24 protein-coding genes are annotated in these 21,959 nt (G+C 65.0%); 7 read left to right on the top strand and 17 right to left on the bottom strand.

Translation table 11 applies throughout. The annotated features are described in order from the left end of the window. Nucleotides 1–111 precede the first annotated feature (111 nt). The 5 genes from dnaN to Q0082_RS09050 all read right to left on the bottom strand — a co-directional run bounded on the left by dnaN (nucleotide 112) and on the right by Q0082_RS09050 (nucleotide 4,540). On the bottom strand, nucleotides 112–1,239 hold the full coding sequence (gene dnaN, locus Q0082_RS09070; protein ID WP_298191721.1) for a DNA polymerase III subunit beta: 1,128 nt from the start codon (nucleotides 1,237–1,239) through the stop codon (nucleotides 112–114). 216 nt (nucleotides 1,240–1,455) lie between these two features. Next, nucleotides 1,456–1,977 carry a hypothetical protein gene (locus Q0082_RS09065; protein WP_298191719.1) on the bottom strand — a complete coding sequence of 174 codons (522 nt, stop codon included), beginning with the start codon at nucleotides 1,975–1,977 and terminating at the stop codon, nucleotides 1,456–1,458. Nucleotides 1,978–1,982: 5 nt separating this feature from the next. Then, the gene (fabG, locus tag Q0082_RS09060) at nucleotides 1,983–2,747 is read right to left on the bottom strand and encodes a 3-oxoacyl-[acyl-carrier-protein] reductase (RefSeq protein ID WP_298191717.1); all 765 of its coding nucleotides are present in this window, start codon (nucleotides 2,745–2,747) and stop codon (nucleotides 1,983–1,985) included. Nucleotides 2,748–2,750: 3 nt separating this feature from the next. Then, a complete protein-coding gene (gene fabD, locus Q0082_RS09055) occupies nucleotides 2,751–3,686 on the bottom strand; it encodes an ACP S-malonyltransferase (RefSeq protein ID WP_298191715.1) in 936 nt (311 codons plus the stop codon). Between the two features lie 29 nt (nucleotides 3,687–3,715). Next, the gene (locus Q0082_RS09050) at nucleotides 3,716–4,540 is read right to left on the bottom strand and encodes an LD-carboxypeptidase (RefSeq protein WP_298191714.1); all 825 of its coding nucleotides are present in this window, start codon (nucleotides 4,538–4,540) and stop codon (nucleotides 3,716–3,718) included. 54 nt (nucleotides 4,541–4,594) lie between these two features. Between Q0082_RS09050 and Q0082_RS09045 the strand changes: the two genes are divergently transcribed. Then, entirely contained in the window at nucleotides 4,595–6,037 is a 1,443-nt protein-coding gene (locus tag Q0082_RS09045) for a Mur ligase family protein (RefSeq protein WP_298191712.1), read from the top strand. A gap of 23 nt (nucleotides 6,038–6,060) precedes the next feature. Here Q0082_RS09045 and Q0082_RS09040 read toward each other — a convergent pair whose 3' ends face one another. Further along, nucleotides 6,061–6,486 (bottom strand): winged helix DNA-binding protein, encoded by a 426-nt coding sequence (locus Q0082_RS09040; RefSeq protein ID WP_298191710.1) that lies wholly within the window; start codon nucleotides 6,484–6,486, stop codon nucleotides 6,061–6,063. Between the two features lie 269 nt (nucleotides 6,487–6,755). Here Q0082_RS09040 and Q0082_RS09035 point away from each other — a divergent pair, with 269 nt between their 5' ends. Continuing rightward, nucleotides 6,756–7,433: a 2OG-Fe(II) oxygenase gene (locus Q0082_RS09035; RefSeq protein WP_298191708.1), complete on the top strand. Its 678-nt coding sequence runs from the start codon at nucleotides 6,756–6,758 to the stop codon at nucleotides 7,431–7,433. 13 nt (nucleotides 7,434–7,446) lie between these two features. Here the strand turns inward: Q0082_RS09035 and Q0082_RS09030 are convergent, their stop codons facing one another. The 3 genes from Q0082_RS09030 to Q0082_RS09020 all read right to left on the bottom strand — a co-directional run bounded on the left by Q0082_RS09030 (nucleotide 7,447) and on the right by Q0082_RS09020 (nucleotide 10,822). Beyond that, the gene (locus Q0082_RS09030) at nucleotides 7,447–8,505 is read right to left on the bottom strand and encodes a fatty acid desaturase (RefSeq protein WP_298191706.1); all 1,059 of its coding nucleotides are present in this window, start codon (nucleotides 8,503–8,505) and stop codon (nucleotides 7,447–7,449) included. 108 nt (nucleotides 8,506–8,613) lie between these two features. Next, nucleotides 8,614–8,889, bottom strand: coding sequence for a hypothetical protein (locus Q0082_RS09025; RefSeq protein ID WP_298191704.1), 276 nt, complete (start codon nucleotides 8,887–8,889; stop codon nucleotides 8,614–8,616). A 283-nt stretch (nucleotides 8,890–9,172) separates the two neighbouring features. After that, nucleotides 9,173–10,822, bottom strand: a complete 1,650-nt coding sequence (locus Q0082_RS09020; RefSeq protein WP_298191702.1) for a lysine--tRNA ligase — start codon at nucleotides 10,820–10,822, stop codon at nucleotides 9,173–9,175. Between the two features lie 103 nt (nucleotides 10,823–10,925). Here Q0082_RS09020 and Q0082_RS09015 point away from each other — a divergent pair, with 103 nt between their 5' ends. Next, a complete protein-coding gene (locus Q0082_RS09015) occupies nucleotides 10,926–11,600 on the top strand; it encodes a nitroreductase (RefSeq protein ID WP_298191701.1) in 675 nt (224 codons plus the stop codon). Between the two features lie 43 nt (nucleotides 11,601–11,643). Further along, nucleotides 11,644–12,228 (top strand): hypothetical protein, encoded by a 585-nt coding sequence (locus Q0082_RS09010; RefSeq protein WP_298191699.1) that lies wholly within the window; start codon nucleotides 11,644–11,646, stop codon nucleotides 12,226–12,228. A gap of 59 nt (nucleotides 12,229–12,287) precedes the next feature. Here the strand turns inward: Q0082_RS09010 and Q0082_RS09005 are convergent, their stop codons facing one another. Then, entirely contained in the window at nucleotides 12,288–13,169 is an 882-nt protein-coding gene (locus Q0082_RS09005) for a flagellin (RefSeq protein WP_298191697.1), read from the bottom strand. A 182-nt stretch (nucleotides 13,170–13,351) separates the two neighbouring features. On the opposite strand from Q0082_RS09005, the gene Q0082_RS09000 reads away from it, so the two are divergent. Beyond that, nucleotides 13,352–16,138, top strand: a complete 2,787-nt coding sequence (locus tag Q0082_RS09000) for an ATP-dependent DNA helicase (protein WP_298191695.1) — start codon at nucleotides 13,352–13,354, stop codon at nucleotides 16,136–16,138. After that, entirely contained in the window at nucleotides 16,135–16,680 is a 546-nt protein-coding gene (locus Q0082_RS08995) for a histidine phosphatase family protein (protein WP_298191693.1), read from the top strand. Before Q0082_RS09000 ends, Q0082_RS08995 begins: the two co-directional genes overlap by 4 nt. A gap of 37 nt (nucleotides 16,681–16,717) precedes the next feature. Here the strand turns inward: Q0082_RS08995 and Q0082_RS08990 are convergent, their stop codons facing one another. The 6 genes from Q0082_RS08990 to rpmF all read right to left on the bottom strand — a co-directional run bounded on the left by Q0082_RS08990 (nucleotide 16,718) and on the right by rpmF (nucleotide 20,619). Further along, nucleotides 16,718–17,329, bottom strand: coding sequence for a glutathione S-transferase family protein (locus tag Q0082_RS08990; protein WP_298191692.1), 612 nt, complete (start codon nucleotides 17,327–17,329; stop codon nucleotides 16,718–16,720). 123 nt (nucleotides 17,330–17,452) lie between these two features. Further along, entirely contained in the window at nucleotides 17,453–17,917 is a 465-nt protein-coding gene (locus Q0082_RS08985; protein WP_298191690.1) for a MerR family transcriptional regulator, read from the bottom strand. Next, nucleotides 17,901–18,200: an integration host factor subunit alpha gene (locus Q0082_RS08980; RefSeq protein ID WP_298191689.1), complete on the bottom strand. Its 300-nt coding sequence runs from the start codon at nucleotides 18,198–18,200 to the stop codon at nucleotides 17,901–17,903. The genes Q0082_RS08985 and Q0082_RS08980 overlap by 17 nt, the downstream gene beginning before the upstream one ends. A 150-nt stretch (nucleotides 18,201–18,350) precedes the next feature. After that, nucleotides 18,351–19,328: a beta-ketoacyl-ACP synthase III gene (locus Q0082_RS08975; RefSeq protein ID WP_298191687.1), complete on the bottom strand. Its 978-nt coding sequence runs from the start codon at nucleotides 19,326–19,328 to the stop codon at nucleotides 18,351–18,353. Continuing rightward, the gene (gene plsX / locus Q0082_RS08970) at nucleotides 19,325–20,410 is read right to left on the bottom strand and encodes a phosphate acyltransferase PlsX (protein WP_298191685.1); all 1,086 of its coding nucleotides are present in this window, start codon (nucleotides 20,408–20,410) and stop codon (nucleotides 19,325–19,327) included. The genes Q0082_RS08975 and plsX overlap by 4 nt, the downstream gene beginning before the upstream one ends. Before the next feature lie 29 nt (nucleotides 20,411–20,439). After that, complete coding sequence (gene rpmF, locus Q0082_RS08965) at nucleotides 20,440–20,619, bottom strand: 50S ribosomal protein L32 (RefSeq protein ID WP_298191684.1); 180 nt, start codon at nucleotides 20,617–20,619, stop codon at nucleotides 20,440–20,442. Nucleotides 20,620–20,862: 243 nt separating this feature from the next. Between rpmF and Q0082_RS08960 the strand changes: the two genes are divergently transcribed. Next, nucleotides 20,863–21,249 (top strand): MAPEG family protein, encoded by a 387-nt coding sequence (locus tag Q0082_RS08960; protein WP_298191683.1) that lies wholly within the window; start codon nucleotides 20,863–20,865, stop codon nucleotides 21,247–21,249. Between the two features lie 3 nt (nucleotides 21,250–21,252). On the opposite strand, the gene Q0082_RS08955 is transcribed toward Q0082_RS08960, so the two are convergent. Continuing rightward, entirely contained in the window at nucleotides 21,253–21,921 is a 669-nt protein-coding gene (locus Q0082_RS08955) for an MBL fold metallo-hydrolase (protein ID WP_298191682.1), read from the bottom strand. Between the last annotated feature and the right edge of the window lie 38 nt (nucleotides 21,922–21,959).

The following is a 21,959-nucleotide window of genomic DNA, read 5'->3' as shown; positions in this document are numbered from 1 at the left end:
ATACAAAGACAGCGCATGCTCTAAGGGGCAATCCCGTGTAACTACGGAGTGCTCATCGCTTGCCTCGGCAATGTTTGCGCCAATGCGACAAGCTGCAGCTGCCTGCCCGGCTCACACCCGCATCGGCATCAGCACATAGAGCGCGGCCGACTTGTCATCCTTGCGGATCAGCGTAGGCGCCCCGGCGTCGGCGAGGTGGAGCTCGACCATGTCGCCGTCGATCTGGCTGAGGATATCCTTGAGATAATTGGCGTTGAAGCCGATCTCGAAGCCCGCCGCGCGGTACTCGGCGGCGATTTCTTCCGCCGCGGTGCCGTTTTCCGGGCTGGTGACCGAGAGCGTGACCTTGTCGTTCTCAAGCGCCATCTTCACCGCACGGGTCTTTTCGGTGGCGATCGTGGCGACACGGTCCACGCCTTCAAAGAAGCTGCGCGGATCGAGGCGGAGCAGCTTGTCGTTGCCAGTGGGGATCACGCGGCTGTAATCGGGGAATGTGCCGTCAATCAGCTTGCTGGTGAGGACGACACCGTGTTCGCCGCCGAGGGTGAAACGCACCTTGCTGGCGGACAGGTCAACGAGGACGGCAGTATCGAGCACGTCTTCGAGGAGCTTCCTGAGTTCGCCCACGCATTTGCGCGGAACGATCACATCGGGCATGCCCTCCGCGCCATCGGGCCGGGGTATGGTGTAGCGCGCAAGGCGGTGGCCGTCGGTCGCGGCGGCCTTGAGCACCGGCTGCGCTTCATCGGCAACGTGCAGGAAGATGCCGTTGAGGTAGTAGCGGGTTTCCTCGGTCGAGATCGCGAAGCGCGTGCGGTCGATCAGCTCGGCAAGGACGCGCGCGGGCACTTCGAAGCTCGTCGGCAGATCACCCTCGACGATCACCGGGAAATCATCGCGCGGCAGCGTGGGCAGCTGGAAGCGGCTGCGCCCGGCCTTGACGACCATGCGGCCTTCGGCAGCATCGAGGCTGACCTGGCTGCCATCGGGCAACTTGCGCGCGATATCGAACAGGAGGTGGGCGGACACGGTGATCGCGCCGGGGCGCTCCACCTCGCGCGCGGGCATCGTCTCGATGATCTGGAGATCAAGATCGGTCGCCATGAGACGGACCGAGCCATCGGGCGACGCCTCGATCAGCACGTTCGAGAGGATCGGAATGGTGTTGCGCCGCTCCACCACCGATTGCACGTGGGACAGGCAGCGTAGCAAGGTCGCGCGTTCGATCGTGGCCTTCATTCTCGTCTCGTGTCCCCTGCCCGGGCCGGTCCGCATGCAGGACCGGTCAGGGCCTTCTAGCTGGCATTCCCGCACGCCAAGGAATCGCGCGAGGGAACGGGTTGTTGCTGGACCATCTTCCTTAACGCGCGCCCCGCCGCGGGCAAGCGCAAGGCGCATCCGCGGCGGCGAAGCTGTGCATAAATGCAGCGAAAACGGCGTGTCCGGCCCGCAGGCTCAATCCAGCACGCGCAGCGCGTCGAACATCTGCGCGGTGGCGGCGATCCATGCGGTAATCAGGCCCCATCCGACGGGGGTAACCTTGGCCGGATCGCGGCCATCCTCGGTGAGCGCGGTGGCGACGCGGCGCAGATCGCCCTGGGTCACTTGGGTTGCAGGATTGTTGGCGTTGCCAGGGCCGATATCGAGCGCCTTGTCGATCAGATCGGACGGGATGCCTTCGCCCTTGAGCCGCCCATCCAACCCGTCACGCGCCATGCGGCCTAGCACGTAGCTGAAGTAGGCCTCGCGCTCCTTGTCGCCAAGGAACTGGTCAGCCGCGCAGCGATCGACGAGGGCGTGGAGCGTATCGAGCGCGGGCTTGCTGCGCTCGGCATCGAGGGTGAGCATGCTGTCCGCAAGCTGCGCGTCGAGCCCCTCGGGTGCGGCGATGACAGCGCAGGCGAGCGCCTGGGGCGGGCGCGCCTGCGCTGAAACGGGCATGGCGGCCAGCGCCAGCAGGAGCGCGGCGCCCCGCATGGCAATCAGGAGAGCATCGCCATGCCGCCATTCACGTGCAGCGTCTGCCCGGTGACATAGCCCGCATCGCGGCTGGCGAGATAGGCGACGGCGGCGCCGATATCACCGCCCTCACCCATGCGGCCCATCGGAATGCGCGCGTTGAGCGCGTCCTTCTGGGCATCGGGGAGGACGTCCGTCATCGCGGTGCGGATGAATCCGGGGGCGACACAGTTCACCGTGATGCCGCGCGTCGCGAGTTCCTGCGCAAGGCTCTTCGACATGCCGACGAGGCCGGCCTTGGCGGCGGCATAGTTGACCTGCCCCGGATTGCCCGTCGCACCGACGACGCTGGTGATGGTGATGATGCGGCCGAAGCGCGCCTTCATCATCGGCTTCGACGCGGCGCGCATGAGGCGGAAGGCAGCTTCGAGATTGACCTTGATGACCGCATCCCACTCCTCGTCCTTCATCCGCATCGCGAGGTTATCGCGCGTGATGCCGGCGTTGTTGACGAGGATATCGACCTTGCCGAGCGTATCGATCGCTGCGGGCACGAGATGCTCGACCTGCTCGGTGTTGGAGAGATCGCAGGTGATCTCGACATGGTCGTGCCCGTAGGTGTCGTTCAGTTCCTCGCGGAAGGACCGCAGCTTGGAAGGATTAGTGCCCGAAAGCGCAAGGCGCGCGCCCTGCCGGGCGAGCGCATGGCTGATCGCCGAACCGATGCCGCCGGCAGCGCCGGTGACGAGGGCGGTCATCCCAGTGAGATCGAAGAGGCGGTGTTCCATGGCTTAGAGCTCCTTCGCGAAGGCTTGGATATCGGCCATGCCGACCACGCTGGCAACCGCCACGTCAGCGACGGTGCGGGTGATCATCGGGCCGACGACCTTGCCACCGAGCTCGACGAAGTGCTCCACGCCCGCAGCGCCAAGCGCGATCATGCTTTCGCGCCAGCGGACGCGCCCGGTGACTTGCTCGACGAGGAGGCGGCGAACCGCTTCGGGGTCAGTCACGGGGGCGGCGGTGACGTTGGCCATCAGCGTGATGCGCAGCGGGCCCGGGGGCGTGCGCTCCAGCGCCTCAGCCATGGCGTCGGCGGCCGGCTGCATCAGCGGGCAGTGGAAGGGGGCGGAGACGGGCAGCAGCATGCCGCGCTTGATGCCGTGTTCCTTCACCCCGGCGATGGCGCGCTCGATGGCGGCGGTGTGACCCGAGAGCACGACCTGTCCGGGTGCATTGTCATTGGCGACAGTGCAGACTTGCCCCTCGGCAGCGGCGTCGGCGAGCGCGGCGGCTTGATCGATCTCGGCGCCGAGCAGCGCGCACATCGCGCCTTCGCCCACTGGCACGGCGGCCTGCATGGCAGAACCGCGCAGGCGGAGCAGACGCGCCGTATCGGCAAGGTTGAACGCCCCGGCGGCGCAGAGTGCAGTGTATTCGCCAAGGCTGTGACCCGCGACGAACTGGGCCTTGTCAGTGAGGACGAGGCCGCATTCCTTTTCCAGCACGCGCAGCACGGCGATGGCGTTGGCCATGATCGCGGGCTGGGCATTGGCGGTAAGCGTCAGTTCGTCTTCCGGCCCCTCGGTCATCAGCGCGAAGAGCTTCTGGCCCAGCGCATCATCGACTTCCTCGAATACCTCGCGCGCGGCAGCACTGGCGGCGGCGAGTTCCGCGCCCATCCCCAGTTTCTGGCTGCCCTGCCCCGGAAAAACGAATGCCCGCATCAACACACTCCTGCTGTGAAGAAGGGCGCCTAGTGATTCGCGCGAGGTGCCTCAAGCCCGAATGCGACAATCTTGTTATCAACATCGTGCCCGATATCGGCGCGACCGAGGAAGGGAATGCCGGTGCGCGCGCACCAGTCACGGGCGATCGCCTCTTCGTCAGCGCCAAAGGGAACGTCGTTTTCCGGCACGTCACCCACCCGGCCGAGGCGCAGGCCGGCAATGCCGCGAAGATGTGCGGTGACGTGAAAGAACAGCCGGTCCACCGCGTACAAATGCTCCGAGACTTCCTCGACCATCACGACGTGGCCAGAAAGATCGGGCATAAGCGGCGTGCCGCAGAGCATGGCGAGCGTGGTGAGATTGAAGGCTGCGCGAGGAGCGGCGCCTTCGCTGGCCTGCGCGTCAGAGCGGTCTCCGGCCAGCCAGCGCAAGGAGCGGCGAACCGCCTCGGCCCCGCCCTCGCGGCGGATATCGCCGGGCATCGGCGCGTGGACGCTGCGGCCAATTGCTGCGCGGTAGAGCCCCGCGAGCAGGTAGCCGGTATCGGAATAGCCGAGATACTGCTTGCCGCGCGCTGCCTCACCAAGCCGGGCAAGCGCGGGCCCTGCGATGCGGTTCGAGCCATAGCCGCCGCGCGCGAACCAGACGGCATCGAAGGCCGGGTCATTGGCACATTCGGCAAAGGCTTCAAGCCGCTGCGCATCGGTGCCGGCGAAATGGCCTTGTTCGAGAAAGCATTGCGGGTGGAATGCGAGGTCGAGCCCCGGGAAATCGGTGGCCAGTGCGAGGACCGCGGCAGCATCCTGTTGCGTGATCGGGCGGGCGGGCGCGCAGATGGCGATACGGGGCATAGTGCTTCCTAACCCGGTTGCGCCGAGCCGCAAGGGCGCATACCGCTTCGCGCCATGAGCACGGACGACGCCCCAGACCTTACCGATAGCCTGATCGACCGGCCCTGGTTCTTCTGCGGCATCGGCGGTTCGGGCATGTTGCCGCTTGCGCTGATCCTGAAGGGCAAAGGCGCGGCCATCGCGGGATCGGATCGCAGCCGGGATCAGGGGCGCACGCCGGAAAAGTTCGCGTGGCTGGAAAGCCTTGGCTTCCTGCTGCATGCGCAAGACGGCAGCGGGATCACCACGGCCGCGCAGATCCTCGTCGCATCTGCCGCGGTTGAAGAGACCGTGCCTGAAATGGTGCGCGCCGCCGAACTGGGCTGCCGGCGGATGCGCAGGGCGGAGCTGCTCTCAACTCTGTTCAACGCAGCACCGGTGAGCATTGCCGTGGCCGGCACCAGCGGCAAATCGACCGTGACCGGGATGCTGGGCTGGATCCTCACTGCCTGCGGGCGTGATCCGACGATCATGAACGGCGCGGTGATGAAGAACTTTGCCGGGCCGGATGCGCCCTTTGCCAGCGCGCGGGTCGGCGCGGCGGGCGGCCCCTTCGTGTCAGAAGTCGACGAGAGCGACGGTTCGATCGCGGCCTATCGTCCCTCGATTGCGGTGCTCAACAACGTCAGCCTCGATCACAAGAGCATGGAGGAACTGCGCGCCCTGTTCGGCGATTTTCTGGCGCGGGCGGGAACGGCGGTGGTCAACCTCGATGATGCGGAAAGCGCCGCGCTCCTAGACCGTGCGTTAGGTAGAGCCCTCACTTTCGGCATAGCGACAGACCGTGCCGATATCGGCCTCACCGAAGGCAGTATTACCGAATCGCCGCTCGGCATTTCCGCCATGATCGAGGACCGCCGCAGCGGGGCGCACCACCCCCTCGCGCTCAACGTGCCGGGCCGGCACAACCTTTCCAATGCGCTCGCAGCGCTGGCGGCAGCAGAAGCCGTGGGCGTGCCGCTAGGTGATGCCGTGCGCGCGCTGGGGGAATACGCTGGCCTCGCGCGCCGGTTCGACGTGGTGGGGACGAGCCCCGGTGGCGTGACCGTGATTGACGATTTCGGGCACAATCCGGAAAAGGTTTCGGCAACGCTCGCGACGCTGAAGGCCCATCCCGGCCGGGTGATCGCATTCTTCCAGCCGCACGGATACGGGCCGCTGCGCCAGATGGGCGCGGAGCTTGCCGAAGTGCTGGCGACCCGGCTCGGCGCGGAGGACACCGCGATCCTGTGCGATCCCGTTTACTTCGGCGGTACGGTCGACCGCTCGGTGGGCAGCGAACGGATCGTTGCGCTGATCCGCGCACATGGGGGCACGGCCGAGCACATTCCTGTGCGCGCCGATTGTGCGGTGCATATGGCGGAAATTGCGCGGCCCGGCGACCGCATCGTGATCATGGGCGCGCGGGACGACACCTTGTCCACCTTTGCCCGCGATCTGCTTGCCCGCCTGCCCTAGAGGCTGACCAGCCGAGGCCGACGTCAGCCCAGCGGGCCGATTGCATCGAGCAGGGAGTTGGTGAGCCTTAACCCGCGCGAGGTGAGGCTGACATAGCGGCGGCGGGCATCTTCCTGATCCGCTACTCGAACGATCAGGCCTTCCCGTTCGAGCCGCGCGATCCAGCGCAGCACGGTGGTGGAAGGCAGGCCTGCGCCCGCACACACGCTGGATACCTGCAAGGCCGCGCGGGTTTTGCGAGCGATGAACAGGTCAAGCAGGATGTCCCAGCCGGGCTCCCCGAAAAGGCCCTTTATCGGGCTGGCTGCATCGCGGCGGCGACGCGCTTCATAAAGCAGTTTCGCGATGCGAAGGGTTTCCGCATCAAGATCGACATGACCGTCCAAAGCCAACTCCTCGCATTCCAAGGAACGTTCGCCACCAGGTCCTTGCGCCCCGCCGCTGGGCACCGGGAAACCTGGTCCTGACTGATATTGCGGTCAGTCTTGTCGTTACGCGACCCTTGGGAAACTCATCATCAAACAACTATCAAGGTTGATGTATATGTAACCATATTGCGCAATAGAGGTAAGACTGCCGTGCAGGAATATAGTCCGGATCGGTTGTAACTTTAGTTATTTTTCATAACTCAGCCATGTCAGCAGGTTAATACATAACGAGCAACCGATGTTACCAGCCCCCACTTGGCAGCGAAGCGCCTCTGCGGCATGAGCTCAGCATGATCGGATTTCGCCGCTCCGCCCCCCCGGCCAAGGACGCGCCTGCCCTCGCCAAAGTGGGCGAACGGGTGCGTGCGCGGCTGGAGGCTGATCCGAGCGTCTACCGCCTGCCGGTCGATGCGATCGAGATCTACGGCGTCGCCGATTTCTTCACGGGCGAGGAATGCGCGCGGCTGATCGAGATGGTCGATGCGGTGGCGCGGCCCTCCCCCACCTATCACAACAACGCCGACAGCGGGCGCACGAGCTATAGCGGCGATGTCGATCCCGATGATCCGTTCATCCGCATGCTGGAGCGGCGTATCGACGATCTTCTGGGGATCGAGCATGCGCATGGCGAGGTGATACAGGGCCAGCGCTATGAGCCCGGCCAGCAGTTCCGCGCCCATTTCGATTACTTCGATACCGCGGCGAGCTACTGGCCAACCGAGGAAGGCCGCGGCGGGCAGCGGACGTGGACGGCGATGGGCTACCTCTCCGCCGTGGAGGCGGGCGGCGCGACCGAGTTTCCGAAAGTGCCGATTGCGGTGCCGCCGCAGAAGGGCGCGCTGCTCGTTTGGAACAACATGGGCCGCGACGGGAAACCGAACCCGCTTACGCTCCACGCAGGGCGGCCGGTGGAGAAAGGCGTCAAGTACATCGTCACGAAGTGGTACCGCGCGCGGCCGTGGTATTAGGCGGCGTTCGCCTCTAGCGCAGGTTGCGCGATGCGTCGCGGAAGGAGACCATCCCTCGCCGCTCTTCGTCCCACAGCGCGAGGTTCAGGGTGCCGCAGGCTTGCACTGCCGTGAACCGGTTCAGATCACGCAGGGACGGATGCTGTTCGAGCACTTCAGGCAAGCGGTAGAACGGGATCCTGCTCGCCAGATGATGGACGTGATGGATACCGATGTTGCCGGTGAACCAGGCGAGGATCGGCGGCAGGTGAAGGTAGGAGCTGCCCAGCAGGGCTGCATCGTGGAACGACCAGTCGTCGGCACGATCCCAGTGCGCGTGCGCAAACTGGTGCTGGACATAGAACAGCCAGACACCCAGCGATGCGGCGCTCAGCAGTACGGGGAAGAACACCATCGCAGTGACGGCAAAGCCGGCAAAATAGAGGGGAATGGCCAGAATTAGCGCGGTCATCAGATTGGTGGCGATGGCGCTTAACCAGTAGATGCCGCCTTCCCGCATCAGGCCGATGGGAAGCCGGTGGCGCAGCAGGAACAGGTATGCCGGGCCGAGGCCGAGCAAAACGACGGGGTGCCGGTAGAGCCGATAGAGAAACCGCTGCAGCCATGGGCGCTCGCGGTATTCGCGCACCGTGAGCATATCCACATCACCGGCGCCACGGGCATCCAGATTGCCGGTGGCGGCGTGATGGAGCGCGTGCGAACGGCGCCAGCAGTCATAAGGGGTCAGCGTGAACACGCCGAGGGCACGTCCGATCCAGTCGTTGCTGCCCCGCTTGCGCAGGAACGCGCCGTGGCCGCAATCGTGCTGGATGATGAAGAGGCGCAGCAGAAACAGACCTGCCAGCGGGGTCGCGGCAAGGGCCAGAAAGTAGCCGGACTTCACCGCGATCGTGATCAGCGCGAACAAGATCAGGAAAGGAAGCAGCGTGATCGCCAGTTCCCAGCCGCTGCGGATCGGCCGCGGATCGCGATAAACCTGCAGATCGCGCATGAGCTTGCGGGGATCGATCGGTGCGACGGCGCTTGCCCCGGCGTTGTCGAAAACGTGCTCTTGGATGTCCGTCGCGTTCACATCGATTGCGCTAATTGTCTTCACTGAGTTTGTCACGCCAGTTCCAATAGAATCCACAATTCGGTGATCGTCATAGACGGTTATCGTTCCAGCCGGATGACGTGGGCATCAGATTGGCAGAAACGCCTGATCGTCTCGATGGCCGTATTGAAACGGGAAGCTAGACTTGGGCAAATGCCAGGAGCGTTCGGCACAAAATAACGATACACTTGCCACGTGCTCAAATCGATCAGTCTCTCCTGCGCCATTTTCATTGGCCTGCTTGGCACTCCGGCAGTGGCTTGCCGAGGGACCCAAAATAACTACCGGGTGTCGGTTGTTAGAACGCAGCTTCCTGCCCAACTCCCAGTCGATGCCTTTGTCGCACGTATCGAGATCGAGCATCCGGGCGGCGAATTCAGCGAACTCGCCAAGGGCGTTCGGGTGCGAGTGACGGGCGTTTTACAGGGTACGTACCTCGGCGTGGATATGATCGTGCGAGGTCAAGGCGGGCCGAACGAGGTGGTGATGACCAGTTGTGCTTTCTACAGCTTCGGAGGACCGGCGGGTTACATAATTGGCAGGCCGGTGGGATACGAGAACGGCGTGCTCGTGATTCAGCCGACATTGCTGCAAACGGGCTCGCGCGGTGCGTGGTTGACCCTGTCTGACCTCACCGCAAAGCCGATCAGCCTGGCTCTGCCGGCACTTCGACGCCTTCCAGCGCTTCCGCGATCAGCCGCCGCGTCCCGGCGATCCCGTAGAGCGCGATGAAGCTGCCCATGCGGGGGCCCTGGCTCGACCCGAGCAAGGTTTCGTAGAGCGCCTTGAACCAGTCACGCAGCGCGCCGATGCCGTAATGCGGGTCCTTGCCGATCTCGTAGACGAGGGTCTGGAGGTCTTCGGCGCTGGCGCTGTCGTCGGTCGCGGCGAGTTCGGCGTCGAGTGCGGCGAGCGCGGCGGCCTCATTGGGTTCGGGCTTGCGGCGCTTCAGCGTCGGGGCGACGAAATCGCGGTTGTAGGCAAGGGCCGAGGTGACCAGCGTATCAAGCGCGGGGTGTGCGGCGGGATCGGCGTTCTCGACGTAGTTGCCGAGGTACGACCAGACCTGCGCCCGCGTCGCTTGCGCGCCGAGCACGCCGACGAGGTTGAGCAGGAGGCCATAGGTGACAGGAAGCGTGTCACCGTCTCCGCCGTGGTAGCCATTGGCGCGCAGCAGGTGCCAGACGGGGTTGCCGAGCTGCTGTTCGACCGGCTGGCTGGGGAGCTTTTCGCGGAACTGCCAGTATTCATCGACTGCGCGCGGGATGACGCCGGCGTGGAGCGACTTGGCGCTCTTGGGCTCACGGAACAAGTAGAAGCCGAGGCTTTCCTCGCTGCCGTATTCCAGCCACTGCTCGATAGTGAGGCCGTTGCCTTTAGACTTCGAGATCTTCTCGCCGTTCTCATCGAGGAACAGCTCGTAGATCAGGCCCTCGGGGCGCTTGCCACCGAGGACCTGCGTGATGCGGCCAGACTGGGTGACGCTGTCGGTCAGGTCCTTGCCGCACATCTCGTAATCGACGCCGAGCGCGCACCAGCGCATCGCCCAATCGACCTTCCACTGCAGCTTCGACTTGCCGCCGAGGATCGACTGGACGACCATTTCACCCTGATCCTCGAAGCGCACAAGGCCGGCCTCGGCATCGACGACTTCGATCGGCACCTGCAGCACTTCGCCGTTCTTCTCGCTGATCGGGAGGACGGGCGAATAGGTGCGGCGGCGCTCTTCACGCAGGGTGGGCAGCATGATGTCCATGATCGCATCGTACTTGCGCAGCACGTTCTTGAGCGCCTCGTCGAACTGGCCGCTGTTGTAGCGGTCGCTCGCGGAGACGAACTCGTACTCGAAGCCGAAGCGGTCGAGAAAGTCGCACAGCATCGCGTTGTTGTGATGCGCGAAGCTTTCGAACTTGCCGAAGGGATCGGGAATGCGGGTCAGCGGATGGCCGAGCTTCTCAGCCAGAACCTGCTTGTTGGGCACGTTGTCCGGCACCTTGCGCAGGCCATCCATGTCGTCCGAGAAGGCGATGAGGCGCGTGGGATGGCCACCGGTCAGCGTTTCATAGGCGCGGCGCACGAGCGTGGTGCGCAGCACTTCCTGGAAGGTGCCGATATGCGGGAGACCCGAGGGGCCATAGCCCGTCTCGAACAGCACGGGCACGAGATCGCCGTTCGCATCGCGCTTGCCGCCAGGAAAACGTTTCACGATCTTGCGCGCTTCCTCGAACGGCCAGGCCTTGGAAGTCTGGCTGGCGGTGAAGACATCAAGCGGTGCGGGGTTTTCTGCGTTTTCCATAGCGGGCTCCCTTTTGCGGATGGCCCACTTGAGCGCAAGGAAAAGCTTGTGCGGTGGGGTGCCGGCTGGCTACCGCCAACGCAAACAGGGTTTGGGAGACGGTATGGAATACGATGAGGTCATGCTCGGGCGGCGCAGCATCCGGGGTTACAAGCCCGACCCGGTGCCGCAGAAGTTGATCGAGGAAGTGCTCCACATCGCCATGCGCGCGCCGACTTCGATGAACACGCAGCCGTGGAATTTCTACGTGATTACCGGCGAGCCGCTGGCGCTCATCCGGCAGGGCAACACCGAGCGGATCCTCGCCGGATTTCCGGACTCGCGCGAGTTCCGCAAGGGCCAGCCGTTTGCGGGCATCCACCGCGAGCGCCAAATCGGCGTCGCCAAGCAGCTTTTTGCCGCGATGGGCATCGCGCGCGACGACGCGGAGATGCGGCAGGACTGGGTGCTGCGCGGCTTCCGCCAGTTCGACGCGCCGGTCTGCGTCATCGTGACCTATGACAAGGTGCTTGAGGGCAGCGACGATACGCCGTTCGATTGCGGCGGCGTGGTCAATGCGCTGGTCAACGCGGCATGGTCGCGCAGCCTCGGCACGGTGATCAACAGCCAGGGCATCATGCAGAGCCCGGTGGTGCGCGAACATGCCGGGATCGCGGACGATCAGGTGATCATGAAGAGCATCGCATTGGGCTGGCCGGACGAGAGCTTCCCGGCGAATGCCGTGGTCTCGGAGCGCAAGTCTGTTGCCGAGGCGGCGACCTTCGTCGGGTTCGAATGAGGCTGTAACGCCCTCCTAACCGGCGCGTGGCATAACTGCCGGCATGGAAACGCCAAACCTGCCGTCGCCTGAACTCGAAATGATCCTGCGGCGTGAACTCATGCCCGGGGAACGCCTGCTGTGGAGCGGCAGGCCCGATCCCTTGCGGCTGCGCGCCATATTCGGGATCTGGTTCTTCGCGGTGCCGTGGACGGCCTTCGCATTGTTCTGGGAAGCGATGGCCCTGCTGCCGTGGATGGCGAGTTCGCACACCCCGCTCGGCATCCAGTGGAGCTTCGGGATCGTGTTCCCGCTGTTCGGCCTGCCTTTCATCGGCATTGGCCTTGGCATGCTGTGGCTGCCCTTCAAGGTCCGGCGCAAGGCGGCGGAGACGATCTATGGCCTGACCGATCGTCGGATGCTGCGCGTGACCGCCGGCACCAAGCGCGAAAGCGCCAGCGTGCTGATCAGCCAGATGGGCCCTATCGACGTGACCGCAGATGCCGATGGCTACGGCACCTTGCGCATCCAGACCGGCACCCGCCTCGATAGCGATGGCGACAAGGTCACCGAACGCTTCGAGGTCTCAGGCGTGCCGGGGGTAAACCGGCTGGAAGGCCTGCTGCTGGAGCAGAAGGCAGCGCAGTAAACCCCCTCTCCCAACCCTCTCCCCCCGCCCTCTCCCCTCTGGGGACGAGGGCTAGTGGCTTACTTGAGCAGCGAGAGGACGTTCTGCTGGGCCTGGTTGGCCTGTGCGATCATCGCAGTAGAGGCCTGGCTCAGGATCTGGGCCTTGGCCATCATCGTCGTTTCCGCCGAATAGTCGGTATCGAGGATGCGGCTGCGCGCGTCAGACAGGTTCGTGACGTTGTCCGTCAGATTGTTGATCACCGATTCGAGGCGATTCTGGCCCGAGCCGAATTCGGCGCGCGCAACGTTGATCGCGGTGAGCGCGGCATCGACGTTGTCCATCGTCGTACCGGCGAGCGTCGCGGTGCTGACATCGATCGCCTGCGGGGTCGTCGCCGGATTGTAGGTCGTGTTGGTGCCGCCAAACAGCTTGGTGCCGTCGATCGCCTTGCTGCGCAGGTCCACAGTATCGGTGGTGTTGCTGCCCGTCTGGATCGAGAAGGTGGCATCGTCCGAACCATTGGCCGCCGGGGTCGCGCCAACCACGGTGAACAGCTTGGTGCCGTTGAATGTGGTCTTCTCGAGCACTTCGCTGACCTGCGCGGTGAGGTTGGCCACTTCGGACTGCATCGAGGTGCGGTCGGTGTCCGTGTAGGTCGCCGACTTCGCCTGGATGGCCAGTTCACGGATGCGCTGCAGCATCGCGGTCACTTCGTTGAGCGCGCCGTCGGCGGTCTGCGCGAAACTGATGCCATCGTTGGCGTTGCGGATCCCCTGGCTCATGCCCTTGATCTGCGAGGTCATGGTGGTGGTGATCGCAAGGCCTGCGGCATCGTCCTTGGCGCCGTTGATGCGCTTGCCGGTCGAAAGACGTTCCATTGCGACGCCCGCCATTTTCGAAGCACTGTTCGAGGCGTTCGACGCACGGATCGCACTGATATTGGTATTGATGACTGCCATGATTCCCATTCTCCACTATGGGCCGGAGCGTGGGGCTCCGTTCATGTCCCGAAAGGCCAGAACGGCCGAACCTTGCCGGGTTTAAGGCATGCGCCCTGCAAGGCCGTGTCGTGTCCCATGGGGGAAAGCACGTAGGGCCCCGGCTTGCCCTGCCCCCGCCTTTGCTCTCTAGTGACGGGGCGATGGCTGCCTCCTCCCTACCCTCTCCCCCTTTGGCCGCGATCCATGCCAGCCACAGCGGCTGCTGGCTGCGCGACCTTGCGGGCACGCGCCCGGTGGGCAAGGGAGAGGCGATCATGGCGGCGGCCGATACACCGCTGCTCATGCTCAATGCGCCGCTGGTGGCAAGCAGGCTGGGCTATCCGGATCTCTCCGGCCTCGATCTGCTCGAGCTCTTCGCGTTCATCCACCCGGCGCGCTTCATGGTGCCGACGCCCAAGGGACTGGCACAGGCGCTGGAGCTGACCGAGCCTGCTAGCGACGATGCTGTGCCCGAACTGCTGCAGGCGGCGGCCGATGCGCTCCTCGCTGCGTGCGAGGACCCCGCCTGGCCCGAGCGCGAAGGGGCATGGAGCGCGCTGCAATCGCTGGTGCGGCTGCGCTGGCCGTGGGCTGGTCTGCTGACGCCGCGTATTGCCCAGCCGCAGCGGGCGGAGCGTTGGCTATTTTCACGATTGCCCGAATGGGAGGAAGCGCCCGAACGGCCGCAGCCCGCGCAGATCGTGCTGCAGGATGATGCCATCACGGCGCGGCTCGCCGAGCTGACCGGCAGCGGCGCGGAAGCGCGGCCGGCGCAGCAGGCCTATGCACGCGCCGCGGGCGGAATGTTTGCGCCGCGAGGGAGCCAGCGCCAGCCACACATGGTGCTGGCGCAGGCGGGCACCGGCACCGGCAAGACCTTCGGCTATCTCGCGCCTGCCTCGCTCTGGGCCGAACAATCGGGCGGGACAGTCTGGGTTTCGACGTACACCAAGGCGCTGCAACGGCAATTGCGCCGCGAGAGCCGGGCGGCCTTTCCGCCGGAGCGCGCGGCGCAGGCTGGACGCATCGGCCCGCCGGTGGTGGTGCGCAAGGGGCGCGAGAACTACCTTTGCCTGCTGAACCTCGAGGATGCGCTGCAGGGCGGCTTTACCGGGCGCCCTGCGATCATGGCGCAACTGGTGGCGCGCTGGGCGGCGTACTCGCAAGACGGCGACATGATCGGCGGTGATCTGCCGGGTTGGCTCGGCACGCTGTTCCGCAAGCGCGGGATAACCGCGCTGACCGACCAGCGCGGTGAATGCGTCTATGCCGGGTGCCCGCATTTCCGAAAGTGCTTCATCGAGCGCGCGGCGCGTGCCTCGGCAGGGGCGGAACTGGTTATCGCCAACCATGCGCTGGTGATGATCAACGCCGCCCGCGCGCGCGAGCCGGCGCAGCGGCCGACGCGGATCGTGTTCGACGAAGGACACCATGTATTCGAGGCGGCGGACAGCACCTTTGCGGCCGCGCTGACCGGCGCGGAGACGGTAGAGCTCAGGCGCTGGGTGATCGGCCCCGAAGGCAACCAGCGCGGGCGGCGGCGGGGCCTGGCCGCACGGCTGGCAGACGTCGCCAGCTATGACGATGAGGGCGCGCGCGCGATTGCCGATGCGCGAGAGGCGGCGAGTGCGCTGCCGGGCGACGGCTGGCTGGCGCGCGTCGTCGAAGGCGCGCCGTTCGGGCCGCTTGAGGACCTGCTGGCGGAGACCCGCGAACTAGTGCTCGCACGCGATGAGAGCGGCGGGCAGGAAGCGGGCTATGGGCTGGAAACCGAGGCGGCGCAGCTGGGCGGCAGCTTTATCGAAGTGGCAGGCCGCGCGCAGGAAGCGCTGGAGGCGCTGCGCCAGCCGCTGATGCGCCTTGCGCTGCGGCTCGAAGCGCTGATCGAGGACGGGCCGGACTGGCTCGACGGTCCGGCACGGGCGCGGATCGAAGGCGCACGCGGGGCTATCGGCTGGCGCACCGATCTGATTGGGGGCTGGATCGCGCTGCTGGCACGGCTGGGCGGGCCGGGCGATCCCGAATTCGTCGACTGGCTGGCGCTGGAACGCTCCGAAGGGCGCGAGTGGGATATCGGGCTCCACCGCCGCTACCTCGATCCGATGAAGCCCTTTGCCGAGGCAGTGCTGGCAGGTGCCCACGGCGTGATGATGACCTCGGCCACGCTCTCCGATGGCGCCGAGACCGCGAGCGGCGACTGGACCAGTGCGGTGGAGCGCAGCGGTGCACCGCATCTGGGCGTGCGGCCGCAGGTCTTCGCGGCGGCGAGCCCGTTCGACTATGCGCGCAATGCCGAAGTGCTGATCGTGACCGATGTTCCCAAGGGGGATATCCCGGCGCTCGCCAATGCCTATGGGCGGCTGATCGAGGCCTCGGGCGGCGGTGCGCTGGGGCTGTTCACTGCGATCCGGCGGCTGCGCGCGGTCTATGGCCGAATCGCCGACCGGCTGGCACGCGGGGGCCTTCCGCTGTTTGCCCAGCATGTCGATCCGATCGACACCGGCACGCTCGTCGATATCTTCCGCGATGATCCGCGCGCCTCGCTGCTCGGCACCGATGCCTTGCGCGACGGGGTGGACGTGCCCGGCCATTCGCTGCGACTGGTGGTGATGGAGCAGGTGCCCTGGCCCAAACCCTCGATCCTCCACCGCGCGCGGCGACTGGCGCATGCAGAGAAGTTTGGAAGTGGTGGTCAGGCGCATGACGACCGCATCATCCGCGCGCGGCTGGCGCAGGCGTTCGGGCGGCTGATCCGCACGGGGACCGACAAGGGCCATTTCGTGGTGCTCTCCTCGGCCTTCCCTTCGCGGCTTCTCACGGCCTTTCCACCCGATACGCCGGTGCGCCGCGTCACGCTCGATGCGGCTTTACAAAGCGTGGCTGGCAGTGTTTCTGGCGCCGAGGGCGCACGCGCGCCGCAGGACCAGACCGACGAGACTCGCCCTTGAAAAAGCTCGCTCTTCTGCGCCACGCGAAGTCCGACTGGTCCGACGCGCGGGCGCGCGATTTCGACCGGCCGCTCAACGCACGCGGGGTGCGCGGGGCGCAGGCCATGGGCGAATACATCAAGAGCACCTGTCTGCGCTTCGATCGGATCATCGCCTCGCCCGCCGTGCGCGTCGCAGAGACGATCGAGGAAGCGAGCAAGGCCTGGGGTCACAGCTTCCCGGTCGAGTGGGACCGGCGGATCTACCTCGCCAGTTCCGCGACGCTGATCGACTTGCTGCGCGAGCTTTCAGGGGAACCGGAAAGCGTGCTGATGATCGGGCATAATCCAGGTCTCGAGGATCTGATCTTCGATCTCGTGCCCGATGACGGCAGCAGCCCGCTACGCGAGGAAGTGGAAGTGAAGTTCCCGACCGCGACCTTTGCTGTCATGGAACTCGCCATTGAGCGCTGGGCCGATCTGGATGAACGCTGCGGAAAGCTGGTTGCGATGAAGCGCCCGCGCGATCTCGATCCGGCGCTGGGGCCGACGCTCAACGATTAAGCTTGCTGGGTTGGCTCAAGGCTCATCCTTCAAGCCCTTAGTGCGAACGGTCGATGGCACGCTTGTACGCCGCGCGGCTCATGGTGCGCGCGAGATAGGCTTGCTCGGCGTCGCCAAGGGTAAGACCGCAGGGCCCTTGGGCGAGATTCAGGGCATAGGTTACGGAGATATCTGCGGCAGTGAACATGTCTCCGGCAAGGTAGGGCGCCCTGCCCAAACGCTCGCCAACAAGTGCAAGCCGCTTTTGGAGGGACTGCAGACACCAGTTTGCGGCCCAGTTGTTCCGCTCTGCGTCGGGCGCAAGGAAACCGCTCACGATAACCGGCATCATCAGCGTGGCTAGGCCTGCCTCACCGAGATGCAGAAACTGCTGATAGGCCGGGAAACACGGCGTATCCGGTGCGGGTGCGAGCGAGGTCGGCCCGTAGCGCGCCATCAGGTATTCCATGATCGCGATCGATTCGACCATGACGACGTCGCCGTCCTCGATTGCGGGTAGATAGTTGGCGGGGTTGACGGAGAGGAACGCTGGGTCCGGCTCGGCTGCCAACATGTCCACAGGCCTCACGCGGTAAGGAAGGCCCATTTCCTCCAGCAACCAGACGACCCGCAGCGACCGCGAGGTTCCTCCGCCCCAGACCTTGATCATGCGCCGTTCCTTCAGGAATTCATCGATCATTGATCACGGGTGTTGTCCACATGAGGGAGCACATTCCAGCGCCTATCGCCGAACCGCCCCGCTGCGGGGGCGCGGCGCGTGCCGAACGCCCCCTTAATCCTCCAGCGCGGCAACCAACCGGTGGCGAATCGTCTCGAGGTGGCGGCGCAGGATGCGGATGGCGGAAATGATTTCCTCTTCCGCAGGCATCTCTGAGGCGCGCGCAGGTGTCTCCGCGAGTGGGCCAGGCTCGGCTTGCAGCGGGGCCGCAGGCTTGGCGGGGCTCTTGCCCGAAAGCGCCAGACGGGCGCCGCGGATGGTGTAGCCTTCACGGTGGAGGAGCTGGTCGATCCGGGCGACGAGCGCGATGTCTTCGGGCCGATAGTAGCGGCGGCCGCCCGCGCGGGTCAGCGGCTTCAGCATCGGGAACTGCTCTTCCCAGTAGCGAAGCACGTGCTGCTTGAGGCCGAGCGCCTTCGCTACTTCGCCAATCGTGCGCAGGGCGTCGGGCTCCTTGCCATCATCGAAGGCAGGAGTGGCGAGCGGCGTGGACCCCGGGGTATCAACTGCTGGCAGCAATCCGGTCCTTCAGCATCTGGCTTGCGCGGAACGTCATGACGCGGCGCGGGGTGATCGGCACTTCCACACCGGTCTTGGGATTGCGACCGATGCGTTCGGCCTTGTCCCGTAGCAGAAAGGTTCCGAAACCGGAAATCTTTACATTCTCGCCCTCTGCGAGCGCTTCGCACATATGGTCGAGGATAGCCTCGACCATGCCGAGCGAATCGGCGCGAGACAGGCCGACACGGCGATTGATGCTCTCTGCAAGATCAGCGCGAGTAAGGGTCCCTACTGAACGCATCCCCGATTCCCCCGATATAAAAAGCGACAAGCTGACTTGACACCATACAGTGTCCGCCGCGCTTTACAATCCGCTTTCCACATTATTTTATCGGCCAATCCATTGGTCCGCAACGAAAACTGTCTCGGCGCACGCCCGGAACTGGGTAAATCAGATGCGGACGAGGCTGGCACCCCAGGTGAATCCACCGCCCATCGCCTCGAACATCACGAGATCACCGGGCTTGATCCGGCCATCGCGGACTGCGCAATCGAAGGCGAGCGGGACCGAGGCGGCGCTGGTATTGGCGTGGCGATCAACCGTCACCACCACTTTTTCCTCGGGCAGCCCCAGCTTGCGCGCGGTGGCATCGAGAATGCGGGCATTGGCCTGATGCGGCACCACCCAGTCGATATCCGCCGACTGGTAACCGGCGGCATCAAGTACTTCCTCGAGCACGGCGGCGAGATTGACCACGGCGTGGCGGAACACCTCGCGACCCTTCATGCGCAGCTTGCCGACTGTGCCGGTGCTGGATGGGCCGCCATCCATGTGCAGCAGATCATTGTGAGCGCCATCGGCGTGGAGCCGCGTGGCGAGAATACCGGGTGCCTTCGGATCGCTGTCATCCACGTCCACGGCTTCGAGCACGACCGCGCCGGCGCCATCGCCGAAGAGAACGCAGGTCGTGCGGTCCTCCCAATCGAGCAGGCGGCTCATCGTCTCGGCGCCGATCACCAGCGCGCGCTTGGCCATGCCCGTGCGCAGCAGCGAATCCGCTGTGGCGAAAGCATAGAGGAACCCAGAGCAGACCGCTGCGACATCGAACGCAATGCCGCCGCGGCAGCCGAGCGCGTTCTGGACGATCGTGGCGGTGGCGGGGAAAGTCTGGTCCGGACTGCAAGTGCCAAGCACGATGAGATCGATCGAGGCAGCCTCAATTCCGGCGGCCTCGAGCGCCTTGCGGCAGGCCTCTGTGGCCAGCGTCGCGGTGGTTTCACCCTCGCCAACGATGTGGCGGTTGCGGATGCCGGTGCGCTCGACGATCCATTCGTCGGTCGTATCGACCATCGTTGCCATCTCGGCATTCGACACCGAACGCGCCGGGAGCGCTGAACCGCTGCCGCGAATGACCGAACGCAGTGTCATGCCGGAGCTCCGGGGGTTTCAGGCGCGGGCCGCACGCGCGTCGTGGCACCGCTGATCGCGTCCTGCCCGGCCTGGGCAAGGTCTGCCGCGATCCGCTCGGTCAGTCGCTCCGATAGCAGCCGCGCGGTCACCGCGACGGCGTGGGCAACGCCGAGCGCCGAGGCACTGCCATGGCTCTTCACGACGACACCGTTGAGACCAAGGAACACCGCGCCATTGTGATTGTTGGGATCGAGATGATGTTTCAGAAGCTCTGTCGCCGGCTTGGAAATGAGGAAGCCGAACTTCGAGCGCAGTGAGCTGGAAAAGCTGCGGCGCAGGAGATCGGCCACGAAGCGCGCCGCACCTTCCATCGCCTTCAGAGCGATATTGCCGGTGAAGCCATCGGTGACGACGACATCAACATCGCCGCGCGAGAGCTTGTCGGCTTCGGTAAAGCCGTCGAACCGGAAGGCGAGCGCCTCGCCCGCCTGCTTGAGCATCGCGGCAGCATCACGCAACTCGTCGGTGCCCTTGATTTCCTCGGTGCCGATATTGAGCAAACGTACGCGCGGTTCGGCCAGACCGTGGACGATGCGGGCATAGGCCGCGCCCATGATCGCGAACTGGACGAGATTGCGTGCGTCGCATTCAGTGTTGGCACCGAGATCGAGCATGACGAGATCATGATCGCCGAGCGTGGGCACCAGCGCGGCAAGCGCGGGCCGGTCGATCCCCGGCATGGTGCGCAGTGCTACCTTCGACATCGCCATGAGCGCGCCCGTGTTGCCCGCGCTGACGGCAGCGCCGGCATTGCCGCTTTTCACCGCCTCGATCGCGAGGCCCATCGACGTGGTGCGCGCGCGGCGCAGCGCCTGCGTCGGCTTTTCGTCGCCGGCGACGACATCGGGTGCATGGAGAATTTCGGAAGCAGCACGCAGGTTCGGGTGCGCCTCGAGTGCCTGCTTGATGGCGGTTTCATCGCCCACGAGCAGGAACTTGAATTGATCGTGCTGGCGACGCGCAAGTGCCGCGCCCTCGACCATGACGCGCACGCCCACATCGCCGCCCATCGCATCGACGGCGATACGCGGCAAAGCCATAATCCGGCTGTCTCCCCCCTCAGCCGAAATCAGAGGCCGACGGCGATGATCTCGCGGCCGTTGTAGTGCCCGCAGGCACCGCACAGCATGTGCGGGCGCTTGAGCTCGCCACAGTTGGGGCACTCATGGAAGGCATCAACCTTCAGCGCATCGTGGCTGCGACGCATGCCCCGGCGAGAGGGCGAGGTCTTTCTTTTGGGGACGGCCATTGCGGCACCTGTTCCTGATCTTGAAGTCGTCTACGGGCAAGCGCGATAGGGAAAACCGGACCGGCGCACAACCCCTGTCGGTGGCGCCTCAAGATGGCAGCCCGACAAAGTTCGGCAGCAAGCTGGAATCGCCGATCGCGGGCGAAGGCGCGCCTATACGGATTTTTGGATGCTTTGCAAGCTCCGGACGGCTAGGAGGGCGCCGGGGTGTAACAACAATACCAAAGGGGAGATAACCTGATCATGACCTTGCCCATCACACTCAGCGCCGTGGCTGCTGCCGCGCTGATCAATATCTGGCTTTCGATCCGCTGCGGCCAGGTCCGCACTGCCGAAAAGGTTTCTGTCGGTGACGGCGGTAACGAGAAGCTGATCCGCCGCATGCGGGCCCACGCCAATTTCAGCGAAAACGCCCCGATCGTGCTGGTGATGATCGCCGCGCTCGAGTTTGCACATCCGGGGAGCACCGTGCTTGCCGGCGTGGCGGGCCTGTTCATGCTGGGCCGCGTGGGTCACGGTCTTGGCATGGAAGGCGGCAGCTTCGGCCCCGGCCGCCTAGTCGGCACGCTGATCACGCTGCTCACCCAGCTCGGCCTTGCCATCTGGGCGATCATGAGCGCGATGGCGTGAGATTCACTGCATCAGATTGTAATCACTGACAAAGCTGTTGGTTTGACGTTCCCGGCCGAAGGTGCTGTTCGGACCGTGGCCGGGAACGAACATGATATCGTTGCCAAGCGGCCAGAGTTTCTCGGTGATTGAGGCAATCAGCTGCGCATGGTTGCCCATCGGGAAATCGGTGCGCCCGATCGAGCCCTGAAAGATCACATCGCCCACCACTGCAAATCGCGAGGGCTGGTGGACGAAGACCACATGGCCGGGCGTGTGGCCGGGGCAGTGGATCACATCGAGTTCGACTTCGCCGACCGTGACGGTGTCACCATCGCCGAGCCAGCGATCGGGCTCGAACACTTCGCCGCGGATGCCCCAGCGCTTGCCATCCTCGTCGAGCCGCGAGATCCAGAAACGATCCGCCTCGTGCGGACCCTCGATCGGCACGCCAAGTTCCTTGGCAAGCACGCCGGTGATGCCGCAGTGATCGATATGCCCGTGGGTGACGAGCAGCTTCTCGATCGTGACGCCGGACTTCTCGATCGCCGCGCGAAGCCGTTCGATATCGCCGCCGGCATCGATGAACGCACCACGCATGGTCTTGGTGCACCAGATCATCGTGCAGTTCTGCTGCAGCGGCGTGACGGGAATGATGGCGGCCTTGAGCGGCATTTCGGTCGTTTCGGTCATGCTCTGCAAAGTGGCGGCTGGGACGCCCCAACGCAAGA

The organism is Novosphingobium sp. (genome assembly GCF_027489515.1).
In the GTDB taxonomy this organism is placed as follows: domain Bacteria; phylum Pseudomonadota; class Alphaproteobacteria; order Sphingomonadales; family Sphingomonadaceae; genus Novosphingobium.
This window is presented reverse-complemented; position numbering and strand designations above follow the sequence as displayed.